Genomic DNA, 22,898 nt, shown 5'->3' with positions numbered 1-22,898 from the left:
TGAATATAATTAGCAATAATGGTATAATATAGAATAATTTGTAAAATTACTATAAATTGATATGTACAAATAGTTCTTATAGAAAGGAAGTGTAAAAATGCCTTTTGCAATGACTCATTTATATATTGCAGATGAAATATTAAGTAATACACTACAAATAAAGAAACCTTGTGATTTTATATTAGGCTCAATTGCACCAGATTCAATTCATTTTAGAGATAATTATAATAGTAACATGAAAAAGAAAAGTCATCTATGTGTTGGAGACGAAAAATGGGGCAGACTTACAAATAATGAGGAATGGTTAAAAAATGTACTTGCTTTTTTGAAAGAAAATAAACATATGGAAAATATAGATTTCATTTACGGATATTGTTCACACATACTTGCTGATATACAAAACAACATAAAGATTTGGACACCATTTCTATTAGAAAATAAAGAAGCATTGAAAAATGGCGTTGGAAGTATTTATCACAGAGAATCATATGATATGGATTATGCACTATATATATCAAATCCACGACAAAAAGTAATATGGCAAATGCTTGATGATGCAACTGGTTATGATATTCCAAATGTTGTTGTTGGTGAAGAAATAAATAAAATGAAGCACGATATATTACATAGGCAGTTTTTAAACAGAGAAGTAGTGGATGTTTCTATGAATAAATATGTTACACTTTCATGTATTCAAGAATTTATTACTGTGGAATCTCGGTACATTAGAGATATTTTATATGAATATTAATGATTAATGTATATTTAGGGGGATATTATGGATGATGAAGTAAGAGATTTTTATAATAAATATGGCATTAGAGAGTGGAATAGGTTAGAAGAAAGTACTTACAATAGAATTAACTTTCTATTACATATGCACTTTATTGAAAACTATTTACATAAAGGAGTAAAAATCCTCGATGCAGGATGTGGTGCAGGCAGATATAGTGTTGAATTTGCAAAAAAAGGTTGTAAGCTATCTTTATTTGACATATCTGATGAACAACTAAAAATTGCTAAAGAAAAGATTGAAGAAGCTAAAGTCAGTGATAATATTGATGGAATATATCAAGGTGATATTAGAGATTTATCCCAATTTAAAAATGAAGAATTTGATATTGTTGTTTGCTATGGTGCTCCTTTATCATATGTAATTAAAAATAGGGACAAGGCTATGCTTGAATTTAATAGGGTATTGAGCAAGAATGGAATATTATTCATTAGTGTAAATAATAAATGGGGTATTCTTAAAATGCTTTTAGGTAATAAGCATCCAGATTTTTTTAATAAACCAGAGTATTGGTATATAGATAATGTTATAAAAACGGGAGATTTGCCAAAACATGAGAAAGTTAATCAACCTGCCAGACATTTCTTTGAAGCTTCTGAACTTAATAATTTAATATTAGAAAATGGATTTGATGGGATTGCATTAGGAGGAAGCCCATGCTTCAGTTGTGGTAATTCCCAATCAATTGAGGAACTTGGCAAAGATAAAAAAGCATTAAATACAATTCTGCAAATAGAAATTGAAACATATATGAAACCTACGATGGTGGATAATGGAGAATTTTTGCTTGCTAGGGCAATTAAGAATTCGCACTGATTAAGAAAATAAAAAATGAACTATTTGCTTTTAAATTGTAACTAATATGTAACTAATAATTAATAAGAAAACAGATCAATGGGGGGATTTTGTATGTGTATATTTAAAAAAGGGTTTAATATTTTAATTTTAATAGGCATTTTTATGAGTATATTAGCAGTAGGTTGTCAAGACAAAAGTATGTTGAAAGGTGTCATGGATACACCTAATTCAGACAACACATTGGTCTGGAATTTATCATCAGGCAATATTAATACTTGGGATCCGCATTTTAATACTTACAGTGTAAGTGGAGATATAATAAATCAACTGTTTGAAGGATTGACTGTCCTTGGGGAGAATGGGTATGAACTTGGAGTAGCAGAAAGTTTTGAAGTTACATCAAATGATGAAGGAGCAGAAAATACAGTATATACATTTAAATTAAGAAAAGACGCTAAGTGGTCAGATGGAAAAAATGTAACTGCAGAGGATTTTGAATACAGCTTCAAACGGGCATGTGATCCAACAATTGGTGGAACGTCAGCTGATTTGTTTAATACATATATAAAAGGGGCGGACAAATATAACAATGGAACTGGTAGTAAAGACGATATGAAAGTAAAGGCTATAGACAAATATACTCTAAAAATAGAGTTAAACAATCGAACACCCTATTTTATGGAAATTTTGGCTAGGCAGCAATTCATACCTATGAGAAAAGATATAGTTGAAAAAATTGGAATAGGGTGGGAAAAGAATCCTGAAACTTGCATATCTAATGGACCATTTAAACTCATTAGTTATAATCCAAGCTCGGATTTACTTTTATCAAAAAATAACTACTATTATGACAGTGAAAATGTAAGAATACCATATATTAAATGCCTTATAAATACAAATAATGATAATATTAATCTTATGTATGATAAAAATGAAATACATGTTACGCAAATATTTGCCAATGGAGATCTAAAAAGTGAAGATATTTTAAAAACAAATTATATTGGCTCTACTTACATAGTATTTAATAACCATAGTAATATATTTAGTGATGTAAATGTTAGAAAAGCATTTTCATATTCCATTGACAGAAAATATATATGTGAACAGGTTTATTATGGAGCTTTACCTGCAACTAATTTAGTTCCCTCAGACATAAAACTATCTAGTGGCGAAAATATTGAAGTTAAAAGAAAAAGTGATGTTAATTTATACAAAGTACAAAGTGAAAATTCTAGAAAATTATTAAAATTAGCTGGTTATGATAATAATTTTCCAGAAGTTAGATTAGTTACTCAAAATGAATATCTAGGAAATAGTATAAAAAGTATGATAGAGAGCAATTTAGATGTAAAAGTAAATCTAATTATAGTATCATATGAGGAATTAAAAGAAAAACAATTAAAAGGTGATTTTGATATGATAATTGAATCTTGGGTGGCAGATTATAATGATCTTATGACATTCCTTGATAATTTCAAATCAAATTCAAGCTTAAACTTTAGTAGATGGTCAAGCATGGATTATGATAGTGCTATAGAAAATTCTATGAAATCTCAGGGGCTAAACAGAGATAATTACTTAATCAATGCAGAAAGCATACTAATGGACGATATGGTAGTTGCACCATTATATTTCTATAACAAATATTATCGAGTTAAAACAAATTTAGTTGAAAATATAAAAAGTAATGTAATGGGAAAATTAATTATTAAGCATGCTAAATTAAATTTGAAAGATATAAGTAGTTTGAATACAGATAATAAAACGGATGGATTAATTAACAAAGGTGCATATGGGTTTGATGACAGAAATAGAATTGAGGAAATTGATAAGAATGGTTACTTTAATGATAGTGCTAACAATAGATTTGATAAATATCTTGTAAGCAATCATTTTGAAATATATTATAGTTCTAGCAATGAAAATAATAAAATTTATGCTTCAAATGCTATTGAAGTGCTAGAAGAAGACTATGATAGAATATTAGAATTTTTAAGTGTTGAAGAAAAAAATATGCCAATAATTAAAATCAGTATGTATGATGAATATGAGCCATTAAGGCAATGTCTAATTAAGGAAAAATTTTTTGATGGAGATACTATGGAGCGCCTTCAAGGAATGGCTGTATATAGTAACGCAATCTATTATACATATAAATATAAGGGTAGTAGTGTAGACACTCCTACAACATTAAAACATGAATTTACGCACAATGTAACTATGGCATTGGCACAAGATAATTATCACCCTGATTGGCTTCTTGAAGGAGTGGCCATGTATCTAGCGCAAGAAAAAGACAAATCTGAGCCATATTATGAAGAGTTATTGAAGAATGGTATTCCACAGATGTATACATTAAAAAAGAATAACAAAGATAAATACATTTATGGATATAGCATGGTTGAATACATAATTGAAGAATATGGAAGAGAGAAACTAGTTGAGCTACTAATGGAATATGGAGATATACAGAAAGTATTGAACATATCAGAAGATGAATTTAGAGATTGCTGGATCAAATTTTTAGAACAAAAATCAAAGTAGTCAATAAATTATCTGAAAGCAGGTGCGTAAATGGAAAATATAAGAGAGATAACTCAAGCAGAAATAAATATTCCCAAATCTTATTTGAATTGTCAAATAACTTCATGGGGAAGAATGTTTTGCGATATTGAGAATAAAGACAGCTATGCTTCGAATTATGCTGTGATAAACAATAATAAAAATCTAGAAAATGCGATTAAAGAAATAGATAAATTCTATAATGATAGAGGAATCAAACCAAAAATATTTAACCGTATTGATTCATTAGAACTAGATGTGTTGAGGAATTATTTTAAAGACAATGATTATAAGATTAGGGAATTTGAATTAGAACGCATGATTCTTGACATGAAGGGAAAGATATATTGTGCAGAAATCAACAATGTAAAAAATTGTGATATAAAAAAGGAAAATAAAATTTTAAAAGGTAAAGAATATGACCTTGCTGTCGAACAGGACGAAGGTGATACTTATGGTGTAATTCAGCTTAATAAGCAAATTGCTAGCGGCGGTATTATGTTTTTTGCATATGATGAATTTAATAACCCTGCATCAATGGCACTGGGTGAAAAATATAATGATGTAGTTTACATATCTAATGTTTATACAACTCCTTCTATGCGAAGGATGGGTTATGGGTTGTCTGTCATGAATTCATTGCTGTCACATTACAAAGATTCTGTGTTTTATTTGTACTCTAGCAATCCAGAAGCTATAAGTATTTACAACAAGTTAGGTTTTAAAGGTCACAATTTAAAGTCATGGTGGGCAATAAAAGGCGAACTTCCAGAATGGTGTAAGTAGTAATTAATAAGGTCCTGCGTTTTAAATAACTCGGGTGAGACGAGATAAGCAATTTTGAAATTTAAATTCAACAAGGTGTTAGTTAAAAATTATAAGGAAAATGTTTCTAAATAGGGTTGACTTTAGATAAGTTTCGTTTTATAATCTACTTAAACGTTTAAATAAAAAGGAAAATTATGAAGATAACTATAAAAGAAATAGCAAAGGAAGCCAATGTATCAATTGCAACCGTTTCCATGGTCATAAATAAAAAAGATCAAAATATTACAGAAGTTACAAGGAATCGTGTACTTGAAGTTGTTAAAAAGTACAATTATATTCCAAACGCCATGGCAGGAAGTCTTGTTACCCAAAGAACTCATATAATTGGTCTGGTGCTTCCTGACATAACAAACCCTTTTTTTCCGGGTATTGCAAGAGGAGCTGAAGACAAGGCCAATGAAAAAGGCTACAGCATAATTTTCTGCAACACAGATGACAAGCTGGAAGTCCAGGAGAAATATATTGAGTCGTTAACAAAAAAAATGGCTGACGGAATAATTATAGCACATTCATCAAGCAGTGAAAAAATGCCTGAAATATTGGAAAGATGTAAGGTTCCTATTATTTTAATAGATAGGGATTTTGATTCTGAAAGTATATGCGGTAAGGTACTTGTTAATAACTCAAAGGGAGCTCATATGGCGGTTTCATACCTTGTTGAGCAGGGATACAAAAAAATATCGTATCTTTCAGGACCATTAAAGACAAGGACCGCCTATGAAAGGCTTGAAGGCTATAAAAAAGCACTTTGGGATAATGAAATTCAATTCGATGAGAAGCTCGTAAAGTTCGGCGAATACAAGATTGAATGGGGACAAAAAGGAGTCAAAGAACTTCTTGAGGAACAGGAAGATTTTGATGCAATATTCTGCGGTAATGACCTTATTGCAATTGGAGCCATGAAGGAACTTAAGAAAAAAGGGTATCGCATTCCGGAAGACATTGGAGTGATGGGATATGATGACATTTATATAGCAAGTTTGGTTGAGCCATCTCTAACTACAGTAAGACAACCCAATTATCAGATGGGTTACAAGGCAATGGAACTTTTGGAAGAAAGGCTTAAAAAGGCTCCTGGAAGCTATAACGCTCCATCTGAAATGAAAACAATCACTCTTGATACTGAAATCATTGTAAGAAATTCAGTAAAAACAAATAAGAAGGTGAAACCATGAAAAAAGGAACATTATTAAATTCAGAAATTTCATATATAATTAGCAAAATGGGACATACAAACACCCTTACCATAGGTGATTGCGGCCTTCCTGTTCCTGAAGGAGTTCAGAGAATAGACCTGGCTGTTATTAAAGGATTGCCTGAATTAATGCCTGTCTTAGAGGCAGTGCTTAAAGAACTATCAGTTGAAAAAATAATACTTGCTGAAGAAATAAGGGATAAAAGTCCTGATATTCTTAATAATATAATTGAAATCATAAATTTGACTGAAATAGAAGAAAATAAGAAAATTGATGTGGAGTACGTGCCTCACGAAGAGTTTAAAGAAAAAACAAGAAGTTCGAAAGCTATAATACGCACAGGAGAATATAAAGCCTTTGCTAACATCATTCTTGTTTCTGGCGTGACCTTTTAGAATATTAACCAGGCGGTGATCTAGTGAAAGAAATTGTAGTATCCATGCAGCATATTAGCAAGGATTTTTCAGGAGTAAAAGTTTTAAAAGACTTAAGCTTCAACATATACAAAGGCAGAGTAATGGCACTTGTTGGTGAAAACGGAGCAGGTAAATCAACTCTGATGAAAATACTCACGGGCGTATATTTAAAAACCCAGGGTGAAATTTTCCTGGATAATGAATCGGTTAACTTTTCTGATACCAGTGCTTCCCAATCAAAGGGAATAGCAATAATACATCAGGAACTCAATCTTGTAAAAGACCTATCAATCGGAGAAAATATTTTCTTAGGAAGAGAGCCTGTTTCAAAGGGAAAAAGAATAATGTGGAACAAACTCCACAAGGATGCTGGATACTGGCTCGATAAGCTTGGACTTAAGGAAAATCCAAGAGAACTTGTTAAAAATATAAGTGTTGGAAAGCAGCAGCTTGTAGAAATAGCAAAGGCACTTTCTATCGATGCAAAGGTAATTATTATGGATGAACCTACAGGAGCCCTCACTCCTGCTGAAACCGATAAACTTTTCGATGTAATAAGCGATTTGAAAAAAAGTGGCAAAAGCATAGTATACATTTCACACAGGCTTCATGAAATTTTTGAAATATGTGATGATGTAACCGTTTTAAGAGACGGTGAGCTTATCGGTGAAGAATCAATCGAAAATCTTGATGAAGATAAAATCATAGAAATGATGGTAGGAAGAAAATTAAGTGAACAATACCCAAGAATAGAAACTGAACAAGGCGAAGAAATTCTTAAAGTTGATAATTTATCCAATGAGTTTGTCAAAGATGTTTCATTTTCACTTAAGAAAGGTGAAACTCTTGGAGTTGCCGGTCTTATGGGATCTGAAAGAACAGAGCTTATGAGAAGCATTTACGGTATTTATCCTGCAAAAGGTTCTGTTTACTTAAATGGAGAAAAAATAAAAATAAATTCTCCACAGGATTCACTTCGCCACGGGATTGCCTATGTTACAGAAGATAGAAAGGCCAATGGAATTATAACCGAGATGAATGTCCGTGAAAACATAACACTTTCTTCCTTAGAACTTTTCAAAGGAACCCTCGGATTTATGAACAAGGGAAAAGAAGAAATATCATCAAATGAATATATTGAAAAAATGTCAATTAAAACTTCGGGAACAAAGCAAATGCTTAGGTTTTTAAGCGGCGGCAACCAGCAGAAAGTATCTATAGCAAAGAGTCTTATGACAAATCCTAAAATACTAATATTGGATGAGCCCACAAGAGGTGTTGACGTTGGTGCTAAAAAAGAAATTTATGACCTTATAAACAAGTTTAAATCTGAGGGCATGAGCATCATTATGGTATCATCAGACATTCCTGAAGTTCTTGGAATTTCAGATAGAATAATGGTAATGCACGAAGGCCGTGTTTCAGGGTTTCTTAACAGTGAAGAAGCTACACAGGAAATCATAATGACTCTTGCAGTAGGAAAGGATGTGATATAGATGAACTATCTAAAAAGGATATTAAAAAACAAACCGCTCATTGTGCTTATTGTAGCCTCTGTAGTAATAGCTCTTCTAAACCCAAGATTCCTGACATGGAGCAATATAGTGACAGTGCTGCGGCAGACATCCATTAATGCTGTAATTGCAACAGGAATGACATTTGCAATACTAATAGGAGGCATTGATTTATCTGTTGGTTCTGTTCTCGGACTTTGCGGAGCTGTAGCAGCTACAATGGTTTCCTCAGGAATGAATGTTGTCCTGGCAGTTCTGATAGCTTTGTTGCTTGGAACATTTATAGGTTATTTAAATGGATCCTTGATAACAACAGGAGGACTTCAGCCTTTCATTGCAACATTGGGAACCGTTACATTGTTAAGAGGAGCAATACTTGTATTCACCCAAGGGCGGCCTATCAGCACAGGAAAAACTCCAGCTTCTGAGTATTTTTCAGAAATTGGTACAGGATTTATAGGTCCAATACCTATCCCTGTTTACATCATGGTATTGGTTTTCATTGTAGCTTATTACATTTTAAACCATACGCGCATAGGACGATATATTTACGCAACAGGATCTAATGAAGAAGCAACAATGTATTCTGGCATTAAAACTGCCCGCGTTAAGCGTTTTGTATATGCAGTATCAGGTATGATGGCAGCTCTTGCAGGAATTCTTCTTACAGCAAGACTAGGCTCTGCTCAGCCAACTTCCGGTGCAGGATATGAACTTGATGCAATTGCCGCGGTTGTTCTTGGAGGAACAAGCATGGTTGGAGGCATTGGAACAATCGGTGGAACAGCAATAGGAGCGCTTATAATAGGGGTTCTTAACAACGCTCTTAACCTAATGAAAGTATCATCTTACTATCAAGACGTTGCAAAAGGTATAGTAATACTGATTGCCGTTTTATTAGATAGAAAACAAAAATCATCAAGGTAAAAAAAATGTATAATATGGAGGAAGTATTATGAAAAAATTATTAAGTATTGTAGTAGCATCTATAATGATAATGTCATTATTTGTTGGATGCGCTAACACACAGGATCAACCTGAAACTGAAAAGCCTGCAGAAAATCAAGAACCTGCAGAAGAAGCAAAAACAATCGGTCTTGCTATTTCAACCTTGAACAATCCGTTCTTTGTTGATCTTGAGGCAGGAGCAAAGGCTAAAGCTGAAGAACTTGGCGCAACACTTGTAACATTGGATTCACAGGATGATTCAGCAACAGAAATATCAAACGTAGAAGATTTAATCAATCAAGGCGTTGATTTAATACTAATTAACCCTACAGATTCAGATGCAGTAAAGAGTTCAGTTGAAGCTGCCAACAAGGCAGGTATACCTGTTATAACTCTTGATAGAAGCGCTAATGGCGGCGAAGTTGTATCTCACATTGCTTCTGACAACGTAGCTGGTGGAAAACTAGCTGGAGAATACATAGTAGAATTATTAGGTGGAAAAGGAAATGTTGTTGAACTTGAAGGAGTACCTGGAGCGTCTGCAGCAAGAGAAAGAGGCGAAGGCTTTAACGCTGCAATAGCTGAAAGTGATATCGTAGTAGTTGCTAAGCAAACTGCTAACTTCGATAGAGCAGAAGGTTTGACAGTTATGGAAAATATTCTTCAGGCACAACCTGAAATAGACGCTATATTTGCACACAATGACGAAATGGCTTTAGGAGCACTTGAAGCTATAAAAGCATCAGGAAGAGAAATAATAGTAGTTGGATTTGATGCAACTGACGATGCTAAGGCTGCAGTTGAAAGCGGCGAAATGGCTGCAACAGTTGAACAGCTTCCAAAAGAAATAGGATCATTGGGAGTTGACACAGCAATTAAACTATTAAATGGCGAATCAGTAGAAAAATCAATACCTGTAGCATTGCAACTTGTTAAAAAGTAAGCATTTACACAACTAGTATATAAAAGAAAGACATTAGTCTAATGTCATCAAGTTAAGAAAAGAGTATTTAAGGAAGAAATTAATAAAAATATTGAGTAATTTAAAGAAAATAAAATATTACTAACTAGAAATAGTAATATTTTATTTTTTTTTGCTTAAAATAATGTTTGAAAACTATTTGTAATATGCTATAATTAGCTTAAGGTCAAAGAAAGTCAAAGTTAAAGACTAATTTAAGGTTAGAGATTTAAAATATTAGATAAGGATGCGATGCTGTGTCAAAATTAAGTGATATAATAGAAGATTTCATTAAAGAACTGATGAATGCTAATAGTAATAGCGTAATTGAAATTCAACGAAATTTATTAGCACAACAATTTGATTGTTCTCCATCTCAAATTAATTATGTACTTACAACTAGGTTTAACAATGATAAAGGATATATAATTGAATCTAGAAGAGGTGGCGGAGGTTACATTAGAATTTTTAAAGTTGAGACATCAAAATATGATGATTTTGATAAAATTTTAAATGAAACTATTGGTGATAACATAACAATAAATAAAGCCTTTGATTTAATTGATAGATTAAATAAAAAAGGAATAGTTACAGATAAAGGTAAAAACATAATGAAAAGAACTTTGAGTGATAGAGCTCTAGGTAGAATTACTTATGAAGATAGGAATAAAATAAGAGCTGATTTATTAAAAGAAATGATATTGGCAACAATAGAAGAAGAATAAGTTATATATTTTATATAGGAGGTATTGATATGTTATGTAATGAATGCGGTAAAAATGAAGCTTCAGTTCATGTAACTCACATTATTAATGGAAAGAAAACAGAAAATCATCTTTGTGAAGATTGTGCTAGAAAAAATCAATCGATTCTTAATTCAACTTTTTCAATGGAAAATTTATTTTCTGCTATGTTAAATAATGCATTTAATGGTGCAACATATTTGCCTAGCAAAGGGTGTTCTACATGTGGTATGACTTACGATGAGTTTAGAAATATGGGAAAATTCGGATGTAGCCATTGTATAGAAACATTTAAGCCTAAATTGATGCCTGTTGTGAAAAATATTCAAGGATACGATATTCATCAAGGTAAAATTCCTATGAGAGCAGGCGGAGATTACAAGGTACAAAAAGATATAGAAAAACTAAAGTTACAATTAAAACAAATGATAGAGCAAGAGGAATATGAAAAGGCTGCACAAATTCGAGATAAAATTAGAGATATGGAAAACAAATCGTAATAAAAGTTGTGGAGAGTGAGGTTAATATTATGGATAATGAAAAAGAAATTGTAATGACGAGCAGAATCAGGCTTGCGAGAAATTTAAAAAATTATAAATTTCCTATGAAAATGACTTGTGAAGAAGCAGTTAGAATAATAAATGATACGAATGAAGCATTAAATAATGATAGTTCAAGTTTAAACTATAGATTGTTATATATGAAGGATTTATCTGATATAAACAAAAATGTTCTTATAGAAAAACATTTGATAAGCCCTGCTTTGGCAGAAAGTAAAGACCGGGGTGCATTACTTTTAAGTATTGATGAAAATAATTCTATAATGATAAATGAAGAAGATCATATTAGAATTCAAACTCTAGGAACTGGTATGTGTTTAAATGAGTGTTGGGAAAAGAGTACTAAGATTGATGATGTGTTAGAAGAGAAGTTGGATTTTGCCTTTGATAGAGAGTTAGGATATATTACATCTTGTCCGACTAATATAGGAACAGGAATGAGAGCTTCTGTCATGCTTCATTTACCAGCATTATCAATAACTAATCAAATAGATAAGTTGTTATACTCTATATCACAGCTTGGAGTTGCTGTTAGAGGTGTTTATGGTGAAGGAACAAAGTCAATGGGTCACTTATATCAAATATCTAATCAAGGAACTCTAGGAGCATCAGAGGATAAATTAATTGAGAAAATTTCACAGATAGTAGTTCAGATTATACAAAAAGAAAAAGCTACGCGTGATTTGCTTATAAAAAATAATAAGGATGAAATATCAGATGAAATTTATAGAGCTCTTGGACTTCTATCTTATGCGAGGAGCATGTCAACTGATGAAGCAATGAAGCTTATATCATATGTTAAATTAGGAAGAGAAATTGGTATAGTTGAAGGTTTGAAAAATAAAAATTTGTATGATTTGATGATAAAAGTACAGCCTAATAATCTTATAGCTAATTCTAAAGGAGAATTAACTGTTAAGGAAAGAGATATGAAAAGGGCTGAATTTATAAGAAATAAACTTCAAGATTAAAAAATAAACATAGTCAGGAGATGATAATATGATAAATGAATTTAATAATTCTGCGAAAAGAGCAATTAACAATGCACAAGAAGAAGTAAAAAGATTTAAACATCAGGTTTTGGGAACTGAACATATACTTTTAGGGTTGATGATAGAGGAAGAAGGTATTGCTGGAAAGTTACTTAGAAATAAATTAGATTTAGAGAGTGTTAGGAAAATTGTTAAAAAAACATCTGGCGTAGGAGAAATAATGCCTGAATTCATTACAATAAGTCCAAGAAGTAAAAATATAATTGAAATAGCACGTCAATATTCTGTTAAGTTAAAGGTTCCTTATATTGGAACTGAACATATACTTTTAGGATTAATAGATGAAGGCGAAGGCATTGGTGCTCAGATAATTAAATCTCAAGTAAATTTTCAAGATTTAAAGAATGAAGTAGTTCAAGCTATAAAGGGGGGTCAAGAGGAAGAAGGGTCTCCAAATTTGGCATCTAGCACAAATGATAGCAAAGATGCAGGAACTAAAACTATAGATAAGTATGGTATAGATTTAAACAAACAAGCTAAAGAGGGAAAACTAGATCCTGTTATAGGAAGAGAAAATGTAATTGAAAGGGTAATTCAAATATTATCTAGGAGAACTAAAAACAACCCATGTTTAATTGGTGAGCCAGGAGTAGGTAAAACAGCTATTGCTGAGGGGCTAGCTCAAGAAATAGTTAAGGGTGATGTTCCGGAAACTTTGAAAAATAAAAGGGTGGTAACTTTAGATTTATCAGGGATGGTTGCAGGTGCAAAGTATAGAGGAGAATTTGAAGAAAGACTTAAAAATGCTATAGGTGAAATAAAAGCATCTGGAGATATAATACTATTTATAGATGAAATGCATACTATAATTGGTGCTGGAGCTTCTGAAGGAGCAATTGATGCCTCTAATATATTAAAACCAGCATTAGCTAGAGGGGAACTTCAGGTAGTTGGTGCAACAACTATTGATGAATACAAAAAACATATAGAAAAGGATGCAGCTCTTGAAAGAAGGTTTCAACCAATAACTGTTGAAGAACCAAGTGTAGAAGACACAATACAAATATTAAAGGGCTTGAGAGATAAATATGAAGCTCATCACAAAGTTGTCATAACAGATGATGCTATAGAAGCTGCTGCAAAATTATCTCACAGATATATTTCGGATAGGTTCTTACCTGATAAAGCAATTGATTTAATTGATGAAGCAGCATCTAGAGTTAGACTTAAATCTTCAACTGCTCCAAAGGGATTAAAAGAAATTGAAAATAAAATAAAGGAACTAAAAAATGAAAAAAGGGTAGCTATAAATAATCAAAACTTTGAAAAGGCTGCATCTTTTAGAGATGAAGAAAAAAGGTTAACTGATGAATTAGAAAAACAAAAGGATGCATGGGCAACTAAAACCAATTCAAAAGATGCAAAAATAGAATATGAAGAAATTGCAGATATTATTGCTCAATGGACGGGTATACCTATTAAAAAACTTCAAGGTGATGAATCCGATAGATTATTAAATATGGAAGATATATTACACAATAGAGTTGTTGGGCAAGAAAAAGCTGTTGAAGCAATTGCTAAGGCAATAAGACGGTCAAGGGTAGGATTGAAGGATCCCAAAAAACCAATAGGTTCATTTATATTTTTAGGTCCTACAGGTGTTGGTAAGACAGAGCTTTCTAAAGCTTTAGCGGAGTCGATGTTTGGAGACGAAAATTCTATGATTAGAATTGATATGTCTGAATATATGGAAAAGCATTCTGTATCTAAATTAGTTGGTTCACCTCCTGGATATGTAGGGTTTGATGATGGTGGGCAATTAACTGAAAGGGTGAGAAGAAAACCATATTCAGTAGTTTTGTTTGATGAAATTGAAAAGGCACATCCAGATGTATTTAATATATTGTTGCAAATACTTGATGATGGAAGACTTACTGATTCAAAGGGAAGAACTGTAGACTTCAAAAATACAGTGATAATCATGACGTCTAATGTTGGTGCCAATACTATTAAAAAGCAAAAATCTCTAGGATTTATGGCAAGTTCAACTAACGAGGAAACTTCAGAGTATGAAAAAATGAAAGAAAATGTAATGGGGCAGCTCAAGGAAACATTTAGGCCTGAGTTTTTAAATCGTATTGATGAAATTATTGTATTCCATTCATTAAGCAAAGAAAATATTAAGCATATTGTATCATTGATGATTAACAATTTATCTAATAGACTTGAACAGCTCAATATTAAAATAGAAATAGATGATAAAGCTAAAGATTTGTTAGCTGATGCAGGTTTTGACCCTGTATATGGGGCTAGACCACTTCAAAGAGAAATAAGAAGGAAAATCGAGGATAGATTATCAGAGGAACTTTTGAAGGGCACTGTTAAAAAATCAGATATTATTAAAATAACAGCTGATGATAAGGATTTAGTGTTTTCAAGTGAAAGTTAGCCACTAAAAAAAATAAATATTTTAAAAAAACCCTTGACATTTTTCTCATAATGGATATAATAGTAAAAAATAAGTAATAAATATTTAAGCGATGATAGGAAGAGTAGTATAGAATTTAGTCAAAGAGAGATAGCGTTGGTGAGAGTCTATTACAATGATTTTATACAAAGAACATCCTTGAGCTTTTGACCCAAATTGCATATTTATATGTGAAAGTAGGCTCAAACGCATCCGAGCGTTAAAGCGGCAAAAACATGATAGTGTTTTTCGAGTGAGCATATTATATGCTAATTAGGGTGGTACCGCGATGATTATAACTCCTTCGTCCCTTTCCAGGGATGGAGGAGTTTTATTATTTTTTGGAAGAACGAAATTATAGGGTAGATGACACTATCTGATTGTAAAATAAAACAAATTAAATGTAGAAAGAGGTTAAGTGATGAAAAGAGTAAATGAATATCGTACACATACGTGTGGTGAAATTAGGGAATCAGATATTAACAAAAAGGTTAGAGTATCAGGATGGTTTGAAAATGTAAGAGACCATGGTGGAGTTAAATTTGTTGACTTAAGAGATCAATATGGTATAGTTCAAGTAGTAGTTCACGATGAAAAAATGCTGGATAAGGTATCAAAAGAAAGTGCAGTTTGTGCTTCTGGTATAGTAGTGAAAAGAGATGAAGATACTATAAATGAAAAGTTAGAAACTGGTACAGTTGAAATTTTAGCTGAAACATTTGAGGTCCTAGGTAAAGTTAGAGAACCATTGCCATTTGAAGTAACTTTATCAAAGGATATTAAAGAAGAAGTGCGGTTGAAATATAGATATTTAGATTTGAGAAATAAAACGGTTCATGAAAATATAATTATACGTTCTAAAATTATATCTTTTATCAGAAATAAAATGGAGAGTATGGGTTTCTTAGATATACAAACACCAATACTTACATCTTCATCTCCGGAAGGTGCTAGAGATTATATTATACCTAGCAGAAAGCATCACGGAAAATTTTATGCACTTCCACAAGCTCCACAAATTTTCAAACAGTTATTGATGGTTTCTGGATTTGATAAATATTTTCAAATTGCGCCATGCTTTAGAGATGAAGATGCAAGAGCAGACCGTTCACCAGGTGAATTTTATCAGTTAGATTTTGAAATGGCATTTGCTACACAAGAAGATGTTTTATCAGTTGCAGAAGAAGTACTTTATGAAACATTTACTAAGTTCTCAGATAAATATGTTTCAAAACCACCATTTAAGAGGATCCCTTTTAAAGAATCAATGCTTAAATACGGTACTGATAAACCAGACTTAAGAAATCCACTTGAAATAATAGATATAAGTGATATGTTTCTAGAAACAGGATTTGCACCATTTAAGAAAAAAACAGTTAGAGCGATAAATGTTAAGAATTGTGCTTCACAATCAAAAAGTTTCTTTGAAAATATGCTTGAATTTGCTACTAGCATTGGTATGAAGGGACTTGGATATGTAAAAGTAGATGAAAATATGAAATTTTTAGGTCCTATAGATAAATTTTTAAAAGATACTGACAGAACGGAGTTAATTGAAAAAGCTCAATTAGAACCAGGATGCGTATTGTTTTTCATAGCAGATGATAAAGAATTTGCTCCAAAACTAGCTGGACAAATAAGAACTGAGTTAGCAAAAAGGTTAAAATTAATAGATGAAAATAGATTTGAAATGTGTTTTGTAGTTGATTTCCCAATGTATGAAGTAGATGAAAATACTGGAGCTACTGTATTTACACACAATCCGTTCTCTATGCCTCAAGGTGGATTAAAAGCTTTAACAAACAAAGACCCGCTTGACATTATTGCTTATCAATATGATATAGTATGTAATGGAATAGAACTTTCTTCAGGTGCAGTAAGAAACCATGATATAGACATAATGGTTAAGGCATTTGAAATTGCTGGATACACAGAGCAAGTTTTAGAGAGCAAATTTTCAGCATTATATAGTGCATTTAAATATGGAGCTCCACCTCATGCAGGTATGGCACCTGGAATTGACAGGATTGTAATGCTAATAACTGAGCAAGAAAATATAAGAGAAGTTATTGCATTCCCAATGAACAGCAATGCACAGGACTTATTGACAGGAGCACCTTGTGAAGTAACAGAACAACAATTAAGAGATGTTCATATAAAAATTAGATAATGAGGAGTTGAATTTAGTGATAACACGTGAAGAAGTATTAAAGATAGCAAAGCTTGCAAAATTATCTGTAAATGAAAATGAAATTGAATCATTAACTCATGACATGATTGAGATAATTAATTTCGCAGACACAATAAATACTCTAGTAAAAGATGAAGAAATAGAAGATTTTGATGATATTAATACAATAGTAAACGCCTTTCATGAAGATGTAGTAGAGGAGTCTTATGATAGGGAACTTATTTTAAAAAATGCAGAAGGTGGAGATAATGGCTACTTTCTAGTAAAAAGAAGAAATGCAAAGTAGGAGGTAACATGGAAAAGTATTTAGGAAAAATAAAACATATAAATGATTTATTGCAATCAAAGCAAATATCATGTACAGAGCTAACAAATAAATATCTAGATAGTATAGAAACAGTAAATTCAAAACTAAATGCATATGTTACTGTTACAGATAATATAGCTCTTGAAACAGCTAAAAAAGTTGATGAAAAAATTGCTAGAGGAGAAAAGTTAATGCCTCTTGAAGGTATTCCAATGACATTGAAAGACAATATTTCAACGACAGATGTAGAAACTACATGTTGTTCAAAGATACTCAAGGGATATATGCCCGTTTATGATGCAACGGTTTGGAAAATATTAAAAAAACAAAACGCAGTGCTTCTTGGTAAAACTAACATGGATGAGTTTGCAATGGGTTCTTCATGTGAGACATCATATTTCGGAGGCTCGTTAAATCCTCATAACCATGGATATGTTGCAGGTGGAAGTTCAGGAGGAGTTGCTTCAGCAGTTGGATCCAACCTTGCAGTATATGGGCTTGGTTCTGACACTGGAGGTTCAGTTAGGCAACCTGCTAGCTTCTGCGGTTTAGTAGGATTAAAGCCAACATATGGTTCGGTATCTAGGTTTGGACTTATTGCATATGCATCAAGCTTTGACCAAATAGGACCAATTACAACTAGTGTAGAGGATTCGGCAATAATATATGATGCCATTTCTTCATATGATCCTAAGGATGCTACATCTCTAGGAAATAAAGGAATTGTTTCTGAAAATAAATTGACAACCAGCATAAAGGGAATGAAAATAGGAATTGCAAAAGAATATTTTGATGGTATCAGAGATGATGTGAGAGAATCTATTGAAAAATCAATTGAAGTTTATGAGGCGTTAGGAGCCGAAATAGTTTATTTTAATTTACCTCAAATAAAATATGCAGTACCTGTTTATTATATACTTGCATGTGCAGAGGCTTCATCAAACCTAGGTAGGTATGATGGTATACGATATGGATACAAAACACCAAAATACAATGATTTAAATGAAATGATATGTAAAACCAGAAGTGAGGGATTTGGGAAAGAAGTTCAAAGAAGAATAATGCTAGGTACATATGTTTTAAGTTCTGGCTATTACGATGCATATTACAAAAAAGCTCAAAAATTAAGAGGTTCTATTGTAAAAGCATTTAAAGAAGCATTTGATATATGTGATATTATTCTTACTCCAACAGTACCAACTACAGCTTTTGAATTAAATTTTACATCAAAAGACCCAATCGAAACATATTTGACAGATATATGCACTGTTCCTGTTAATATTGCTGGACTACCTGCTGTTTCGGTTCCATGTGGCTTTGATAGTAAAGGGTTACCAATTGGTATGCAGTTAATAGGAAATAGATTTGAGGATGCAAAGTTACTTAATTTTGCTTACCAATACGAAAAACAAACTAAAAAATCAACATATAAAGAAGTTGAGATAGGAGTGAGGCTATGAGTTGGGAATTAGTTGCTGGACTTGAAACTCATATTGAGCTTTCAACAAAAACGAAAATTTTCTGCAATTGTACAACGGAATTTGGGGGTGATCCTAATACACATTGCTGTCCTGTTTGTATTGGACTTCCTGGGACATTACCTAAGTTAAATGAGAATGTTGTTAATTATGCGGTAAAGGCTGGACTTGCAACGAACTGTAAAATAAGAAAAATATCTAAAATGGACCGTAAGAATTATGTATATCCGGATTTACCTAAAGCTTATCAGATTTCACAATTTGATAAACCCCTTTGTGAAGGAGGATATATTACATTAGATTCTGGTAAGAGGATTAATATCACAAGAATTCACATAGAAGAAGATGCTGGTAAGCTTATGCATGAAAGAGGTGATACTTATATTGACTATAATAGAGGCGGGGTACCACTTATAGAGATTGTATCGGAACCTGATATTAGAAGTATTGACGAAGCTATTGAATATATAGAAAAACTTAGATTAATAATGAAATATATAGGTGTTTCAGATGTTAAAATGCAGGAAGGGTCCTTGAGATGTGACGTAAATATTTCTATTAGAAAAGATGGAGAAGAAAAGTTAGGAACTAGGGCGGAAATAAAAAATATGAATTCTTTGGCATTTATTGCTAAGGCTATGGATTATGAAATAAATAGACAAATAGAAATATTAGAAAATGACGGAGAAATAGTTCAAGAAACAAGAAGGTACAACAGCAACCTCAATATTACTGAAAGTATGAGAGGTAAAGAGGATGCAGATGACTATAGATATTTTAGAGAGCCAGACTTAGTCACAATTTCTATTACTGATGAACAGATAGATAAATTTAAAAATGAATTACCAGAGCTTCCAGATGCTAAATTACAGAGATTTATTAGTCAATATGGACTTCCATACGATGATGCTGTACTGCTTATAAAATATAAGAAGATATCTGAATATTATGAAGAGGCTTGTAAGAATGTAGAGAATTGTAAAATGGTTTCAAATTTTATATTAGGTCAAATTTTTAGAAGATTATCAACTGAAATAGACAAAGAAGAATGTTGCATTACTATTTCACCTAAATATTTGAATGAGCTTGTTATGTTGACAGAAAAGAAAAAATTAGCTTTGAATTTAGCTAGAAATACACTAGAGCAAATGCTTGATACGGGTAAGTCTGTTTATGATCTCATATCAGAAAGTGATATGGAAGGAATTGATGATAATGAACTTAGGAATCTTTGTGAAAAAGCAGTTCAAGAAAATGAAAAGGCTGTGGATGAATATTTAAAAGGTAAAGAAAAAGCAATCGGTTCTATAATAGGCTATATAATGAAGCAAACAAAAGGAAAAGCAGATGCTGCATTGGCAACTGAAATAGTAAAAGAAATAATTAAAGCATTAAGATAAAAATCTTAATGCTTTAATTTCTACGTTTCGTAGTTATCTAATATGTTCTGTGCAATTTCTTTTCTTGCAATACGCATGTCCATTGCCTGTTTTTCAATATACCTATGTGCTTGTTCTTCAGTCATGTTTAAATATTGAATGAGGACGCATTTTGCCTTAGTTACAAGACGAATTTCCTCAATTTTTTTCTGTAAAAAGTTGTTTTCGCTTATAAGTCCAGACATTCTTTTCTTAGATGCTATGGCCAGTTTTAATGCTTGATAAAAGACTTGTCTTGCAATAGGTTTTGAAACAACAAGAACACCATAATCAGATACTTTAGCTGATATTTCATCAGCAATTTCATTTTGAATAATAAGAATAACTCCTGATGAACTCATTTCAGTTATAGCTGTAGCAAGTTCATCCCCAAAATCATCTGAGAGGGGAGTATTAATTATAATTAAGTCATAATCTATTGTATTTACTAATCTCCTTGCTTCTCCATTGCTTTTAGTAGAAGTTATTTTAGTAACAGCCCATGAGTTAATTAGCTGTGAGAGTAACCCTATGCTTTTGTCAGAACTAGATACAATAAGTACACTATCCATGAAATCATCACCTCTACTATCTTATAAATTATGCATAATACTTCAAAATAACTATGAAAAAATTACTTAAAAAATGTAGAAGTATGTTTTTTGCTCGTGTTCTTCTTTGTTTTCTGACATAGAATAATCGTTCCATTCATTGTGCTTAGCGCCAATATATTTTTCTAAAGTTTTATTAGGAAGATGATTTTTTACAAATTCACTATGTTCTGCTAAATTAATAGCACTTTTGAGTGTATCGGGAATCATTTCATATATTTTGTTCTTATTAATATTCAAATCATAAAAATTAGTATTTTCAGGTTCGCAAAGTTCTAAATTAGTTTTAATACCCTCAAGTCCAGCATAAATAAGCAAGGCAAAAGTTAAATATGGATTACAGCACGGATCTGAAGACCGAATTTCCATTCTGGAATATTTACCATTTGCGGCGGGTATACGAATGAGCTGTGAACGGTTTTGAGATGACCATGTTATATATTTAGGAGCTGAATGACTTCCAAAACGTTCATACGAATTAGTAAGCGGATTTAGAAATACAGTAATTTCTCCAATTCTATTCAAAATTCCAGCAATAAAACTATCTGATTCTTTAGCTGATCCATGCTGTAGATTGTCAAAAAGGTTTATTCCATTTTTTAATATAGACATATTAATATGCAAACCACTACCATCATTATTTTTTAATGGTTTAGGCATGAAAGAGGCATGTAGACCATTCAATTGAGCAATGGTTTTTACAACGGTTCTAAATGTTACAAGGTTTTCAGCAGCAGACAAAGAATCACTGTATTTAAAATCTATTTCATTTTGGCCCGGACCTTGTTCATGGTGAGAACTTTCTGGAATAATCCCCATTTGTTCAAGGGTAAGGCAAATCTCACGACGGACATTTTCACCTTTGTCAAGTGGAGCCATGTCAAAATAACCTGCATAGTCATGAGGTTTTTTTGTAGGAATACCATTTTCATCTAGTTCAAACAGATAGAATTCACACTCTGAACCTATTTCAACCTTGTAGTCAAATTTTGCTGCAGTAGATATAGCATTTTTTAGAATGAAGCGACAATCGCCTTCAAAAGGTGTTCCGTCATAATATTTTATGTCACAGAAAAACCTTGCAACTCTTCCTTGTTGCGGTCTCCATGGCAATATAGACAAAGTACTGGGGTCAGGATATAAAAATAAATCTGATTCTTCAATATTTAGAAAACCATTTATAGATGAAGCATCAAAGGATATTCCAGAATCAAAAGCACGAGGTAACTCATCAGAAATAATTGAAATATTTTTTAGTGTTCCAAAAATATCACAAAAACACAACCTTATAAATTTTATATCATTTTCTCTTATAAATTGAATAACTTCATTAATGGTGTAATCCATTTTTTCACCTCCGGATATTTTGTATATTATACACGATTTAGTTGTTAATATAAAGCTGATTATATTGATTTTCTAAATTAGGTGTTAATACATAAAAATTATGAGATAATATTTCTTCTTTACTTAACCCAAATTCATCACAAAATTCAGATATGTATTCACTTATATCATTCATATCCGATTCATCTGCGGTTTTTCCTAAAACGTGAGATGGAAGGTCTATTGGTAGATTGTTACACCTTAAATAAATTTTTCCACCGTGCATACCTGTTGAACAAAAGAATCCAACCGGAGGATCATTTGTAGCACCTAATCCAAGAACTATTATTAATCCACCGGATTGATATTCCCCAAGAAAACTGCCAGCAGCCCCACCTATAACTAATACAGGCAATTTATCTTTATAAGCTTTCATGTGTATTCCAGCTCTATAACCAGCATTTCCTTTAACATAAATTTTTCCTCCGCGCATTGCATATCCAGTAGCATCACCACTTGAACCATGGACAAATATGTTACCTGCATTCATTGTATTGCCAACTGCATCTTGAACATTAGCCTTTACTATAATATTCGAACCATTTAAATAAGAGCCTAATGCATTTCCAGGAACTCCTTCAATTGTTATGTCTTTATTAGATAAACCACTACCTATATATCTTTGACCAATGCAATCTTTTATATTTATAATCTTATCAGATGAACTTTTAATTGTATCATTCAATTCTTTGAAATGTAAATTTGATGATTGTATTTCCATATTAA

Annotated in this window: 20 protein-coding genes and 1 other annotated feature; of the genes, 17 read left to right on the top strand and 3 right to left on the bottom strand. The window is 32.0% G+C overall.

Annotated features, from left to right (window positions below):
* The first annotated feature begins 97 nt into the window (after positions 1–97).
* The 17 genes from J2Z76_RS02595 (at position 98) to gatB (ending at position 20,157) form a co-directional block, all read left to right on the top strand.
* The gene (locus tag J2Z76_RS02595; protein ID WP_209510417.1) at positions 98–751 is read left to right on the top strand and encodes a zinc dependent phospholipase C family protein; all 654 of its coding nucleotides are present in this window, start codon (positions 98–100) and stop codon (positions 749–751) included.
* Between the two features lie 27 nt (positions 752–778).
* A complete protein-coding gene (locus J2Z76_RS02590; RefSeq protein WP_209510416.1) occupies positions 779–1,609 on the top strand; it encodes a class I SAM-dependent methyltransferase in 831 nt (276 codons plus the stop codon).
* A gap of 93 nt (positions 1,610–1,702) precedes the next feature.
* Entirely contained in the window at positions 1,703–4,138 is a 2,436-nt protein-coding gene (locus J2Z76_RS02585; RefSeq protein ID WP_209510415.1) for an ABC transporter substrate-binding protein, read from the top strand.
* Positions 4,139–4,168: 30 nt separating this feature from the next.
* Entirely contained in the window at positions 4,169–4,942 is a 774-nt protein-coding gene (locus J2Z76_RS02580) for a GNAT family N-acetyltransferase (RefSeq protein ID WP_209510414.1), read from the top strand.
* 176 nt (positions 4,943–5,118) lie between these two features.
* Complete coding sequence (locus J2Z76_RS02575) at positions 5,119–6,159, top strand: LacI family DNA-binding transcriptional regulator (protein WP_209510413.1); 1,041 nt, start codon at positions 5,119–5,121, stop codon at positions 6,157–6,159.
* The gene (rbsD, locus tag J2Z76_RS02570; RefSeq protein ID WP_209510412.1) at positions 6,156–6,575 is read left to right on the top strand and encodes a D-ribose pyranase; all 420 of its coding nucleotides are present in this window, start codon (positions 6,156–6,158) and stop codon (positions 6,573–6,575) included. The genes J2Z76_RS02575 and rbsD overlap by 4 nt, the downstream gene beginning before the upstream one ends.
* 23 nt (positions 6,576–6,598) lie before the next feature.
* Positions 6,599–8,092 (top strand): sugar ABC transporter ATP-binding protein, encoded by a 1,494-nt coding sequence (locus tag J2Z76_RS02565; protein WP_209510411.1) that lies wholly within the window; start codon positions 6,599–6,601, stop codon positions 8,090–8,092.
* The gene (gene rbsC, locus J2Z76_RS02560; RefSeq protein ID WP_209510410.1) at positions 8,093–9,037 is read left to right on the top strand and encodes a ribose ABC transporter permease; all 945 of its coding nucleotides are present in this window, start codon (positions 8,093–8,095) and stop codon (positions 9,035–9,037) included.
* Between the two features lie 28 nt (positions 9,038–9,065).
* Complete coding sequence (rbsB, locus tag J2Z76_RS02555) at positions 9,066–10,001, top strand: ribose ABC transporter substrate-binding protein RbsB (RefSeq protein WP_209510409.1); 936 nt, start codon at positions 9,066–9,068, stop codon at positions 9,999–10,001.
* A 275-nt stretch (positions 10,002–10,276) separates the two neighbouring features.
* The gene (locus J2Z76_RS02550; protein ID WP_209510408.1) at positions 10,277–10,744 is read left to right on the top strand and encodes a CtsR family transcriptional regulator; all 468 of its coding nucleotides are present in this window, start codon (positions 10,277–10,279) and stop codon (positions 10,742–10,744) included.
* Positions 10,745–10,773: 29 nt separating this feature from the next.
* Positions 10,774–11,262 carry a DUF7685 domain-containing protein gene (locus tag J2Z76_RS02545; protein ID WP_209510407.1) on the top strand — a complete coding sequence of 163 codons (489 nt, stop codon included), beginning with the start codon at positions 10,774–10,776 and terminating at the stop codon, positions 11,260–11,262.
* A 29-nt stretch (positions 11,263–11,291) separates the two neighbouring features.
* Entirely contained in the window at positions 11,292–12,293 is a 1,002-nt protein-coding gene (locus J2Z76_RS02540; protein ID WP_209510406.1) for a protein arginine kinase, read from the top strand.
* 28 nt (positions 12,294–12,321) lie between these two features.
* Positions 12,322–14,763: an ATP-dependent Clp protease ATP-binding subunit gene (locus J2Z76_RS02535; RefSeq protein ID WP_209510405.1), complete on the top strand. Its 2,442-nt coding sequence runs from the start codon at positions 12,322–12,324 to the stop codon at positions 14,761–14,763.
* A gap of 82 nt (positions 14,764–14,845) precedes the next feature.
* Positions 14,846–15,096, top strand: a binding site (T-box leader).
* A gap of 106 nt (positions 15,097–15,202) precedes the next feature.
* The gene (gene aspS / locus J2Z76_RS02530) at positions 15,203–16,951 is read left to right on the top strand and encodes an aspartate--tRNA ligase (protein ID WP_209510404.1); all 1,749 of its coding nucleotides are present in this window, start codon (positions 15,203–15,205) and stop codon (positions 16,949–16,951) included.
* 16 nt (positions 16,952–16,967) lie between these two features.
* Complete coding sequence (gene gatC, locus J2Z76_RS02525; RefSeq protein WP_209510403.1) at positions 16,968–17,258, top strand: Asp-tRNA(Asn)/Glu-tRNA(Gln) amidotransferase subunit GatC; 291 nt, start codon at positions 16,968–16,970, stop codon at positions 17,256–17,258.
* Positions 17,259–17,266: 8 nt separating this feature from the next.
* Positions 17,267–18,739 (top strand): Asp-tRNA(Asn)/Glu-tRNA(Gln) amidotransferase subunit GatA, encoded by a 1,473-nt coding sequence (gatA, locus tag J2Z76_RS02520; protein WP_209510402.1) that lies wholly within the window; start codon positions 17,267–17,269, stop codon positions 18,737–18,739.
* Complete coding sequence (gene gatB / locus J2Z76_RS02515; RefSeq protein ID WP_209510401.1) at positions 18,736–20,157, top strand: Asp-tRNA(Asn)/Glu-tRNA(Gln) amidotransferase subunit GatB; 1,422 nt, start codon at positions 18,736–18,738, stop codon at positions 20,155–20,157. The genes gatA and gatB overlap by 4 nt, the downstream gene beginning before the upstream one ends.
* Before the next feature lie 20 nt (positions 20,158–20,177).
* Here gatB and J2Z76_RS02510 read toward each other — a convergent pair whose 3' ends face one another.
* The 3 genes from J2Z76_RS02510 to J2Z76_RS02500 all read right to left on the bottom strand — a co-directional run bounded on the left by J2Z76_RS02510 (position 20,178) and on the right by J2Z76_RS02500 (position 22,893).
* Positions 20,178–20,747 carry an ANTAR domain-containing response regulator gene (locus tag J2Z76_RS02510; protein WP_209510400.1) on the bottom strand — a complete coding sequence of 190 codons (570 nt, stop codon included), beginning with the start codon at positions 20,745–20,747 and terminating at the stop codon, positions 20,178–20,180.
* A gap of 66 nt (positions 20,748–20,813) precedes the next feature.
* Positions 20,814–22,133, bottom strand: a complete 1,320-nt coding sequence (locus tag J2Z76_RS02505; RefSeq protein WP_209510399.1) for a glutamine synthetase family protein — start codon at positions 22,131–22,133, stop codon at positions 20,814–20,816.
* Positions 22,134–22,170: 37 nt separating this feature from the next.
* Complete coding sequence (locus tag J2Z76_RS02500; protein WP_209510398.1) at positions 22,171–22,893, bottom strand: GltB/FmdC/FwdC-like GXGXG domain-containing protein; 723 nt, start codon at positions 22,891–22,893, stop codon at positions 22,171–22,173.
* Positions 22,894–22,898: the final 5 nt, after the last annotated feature.

The sequence above is a fragment of the Sedimentibacter acidaminivorans genome (genome assembly GCF_017873955.1).
In the GTDB taxonomy this organism is placed as follows: domain Bacteria; phylum Bacillota; class Clostridia; order Tissierellales; family Sedimentibacteraceae; genus Sedimentibacter; species Sedimentibacter acidaminivorans.
Note: the sequence above shows the minus strand (reverse complement) of the source record. Positions and strands in the feature narration are given on the sequence as shown.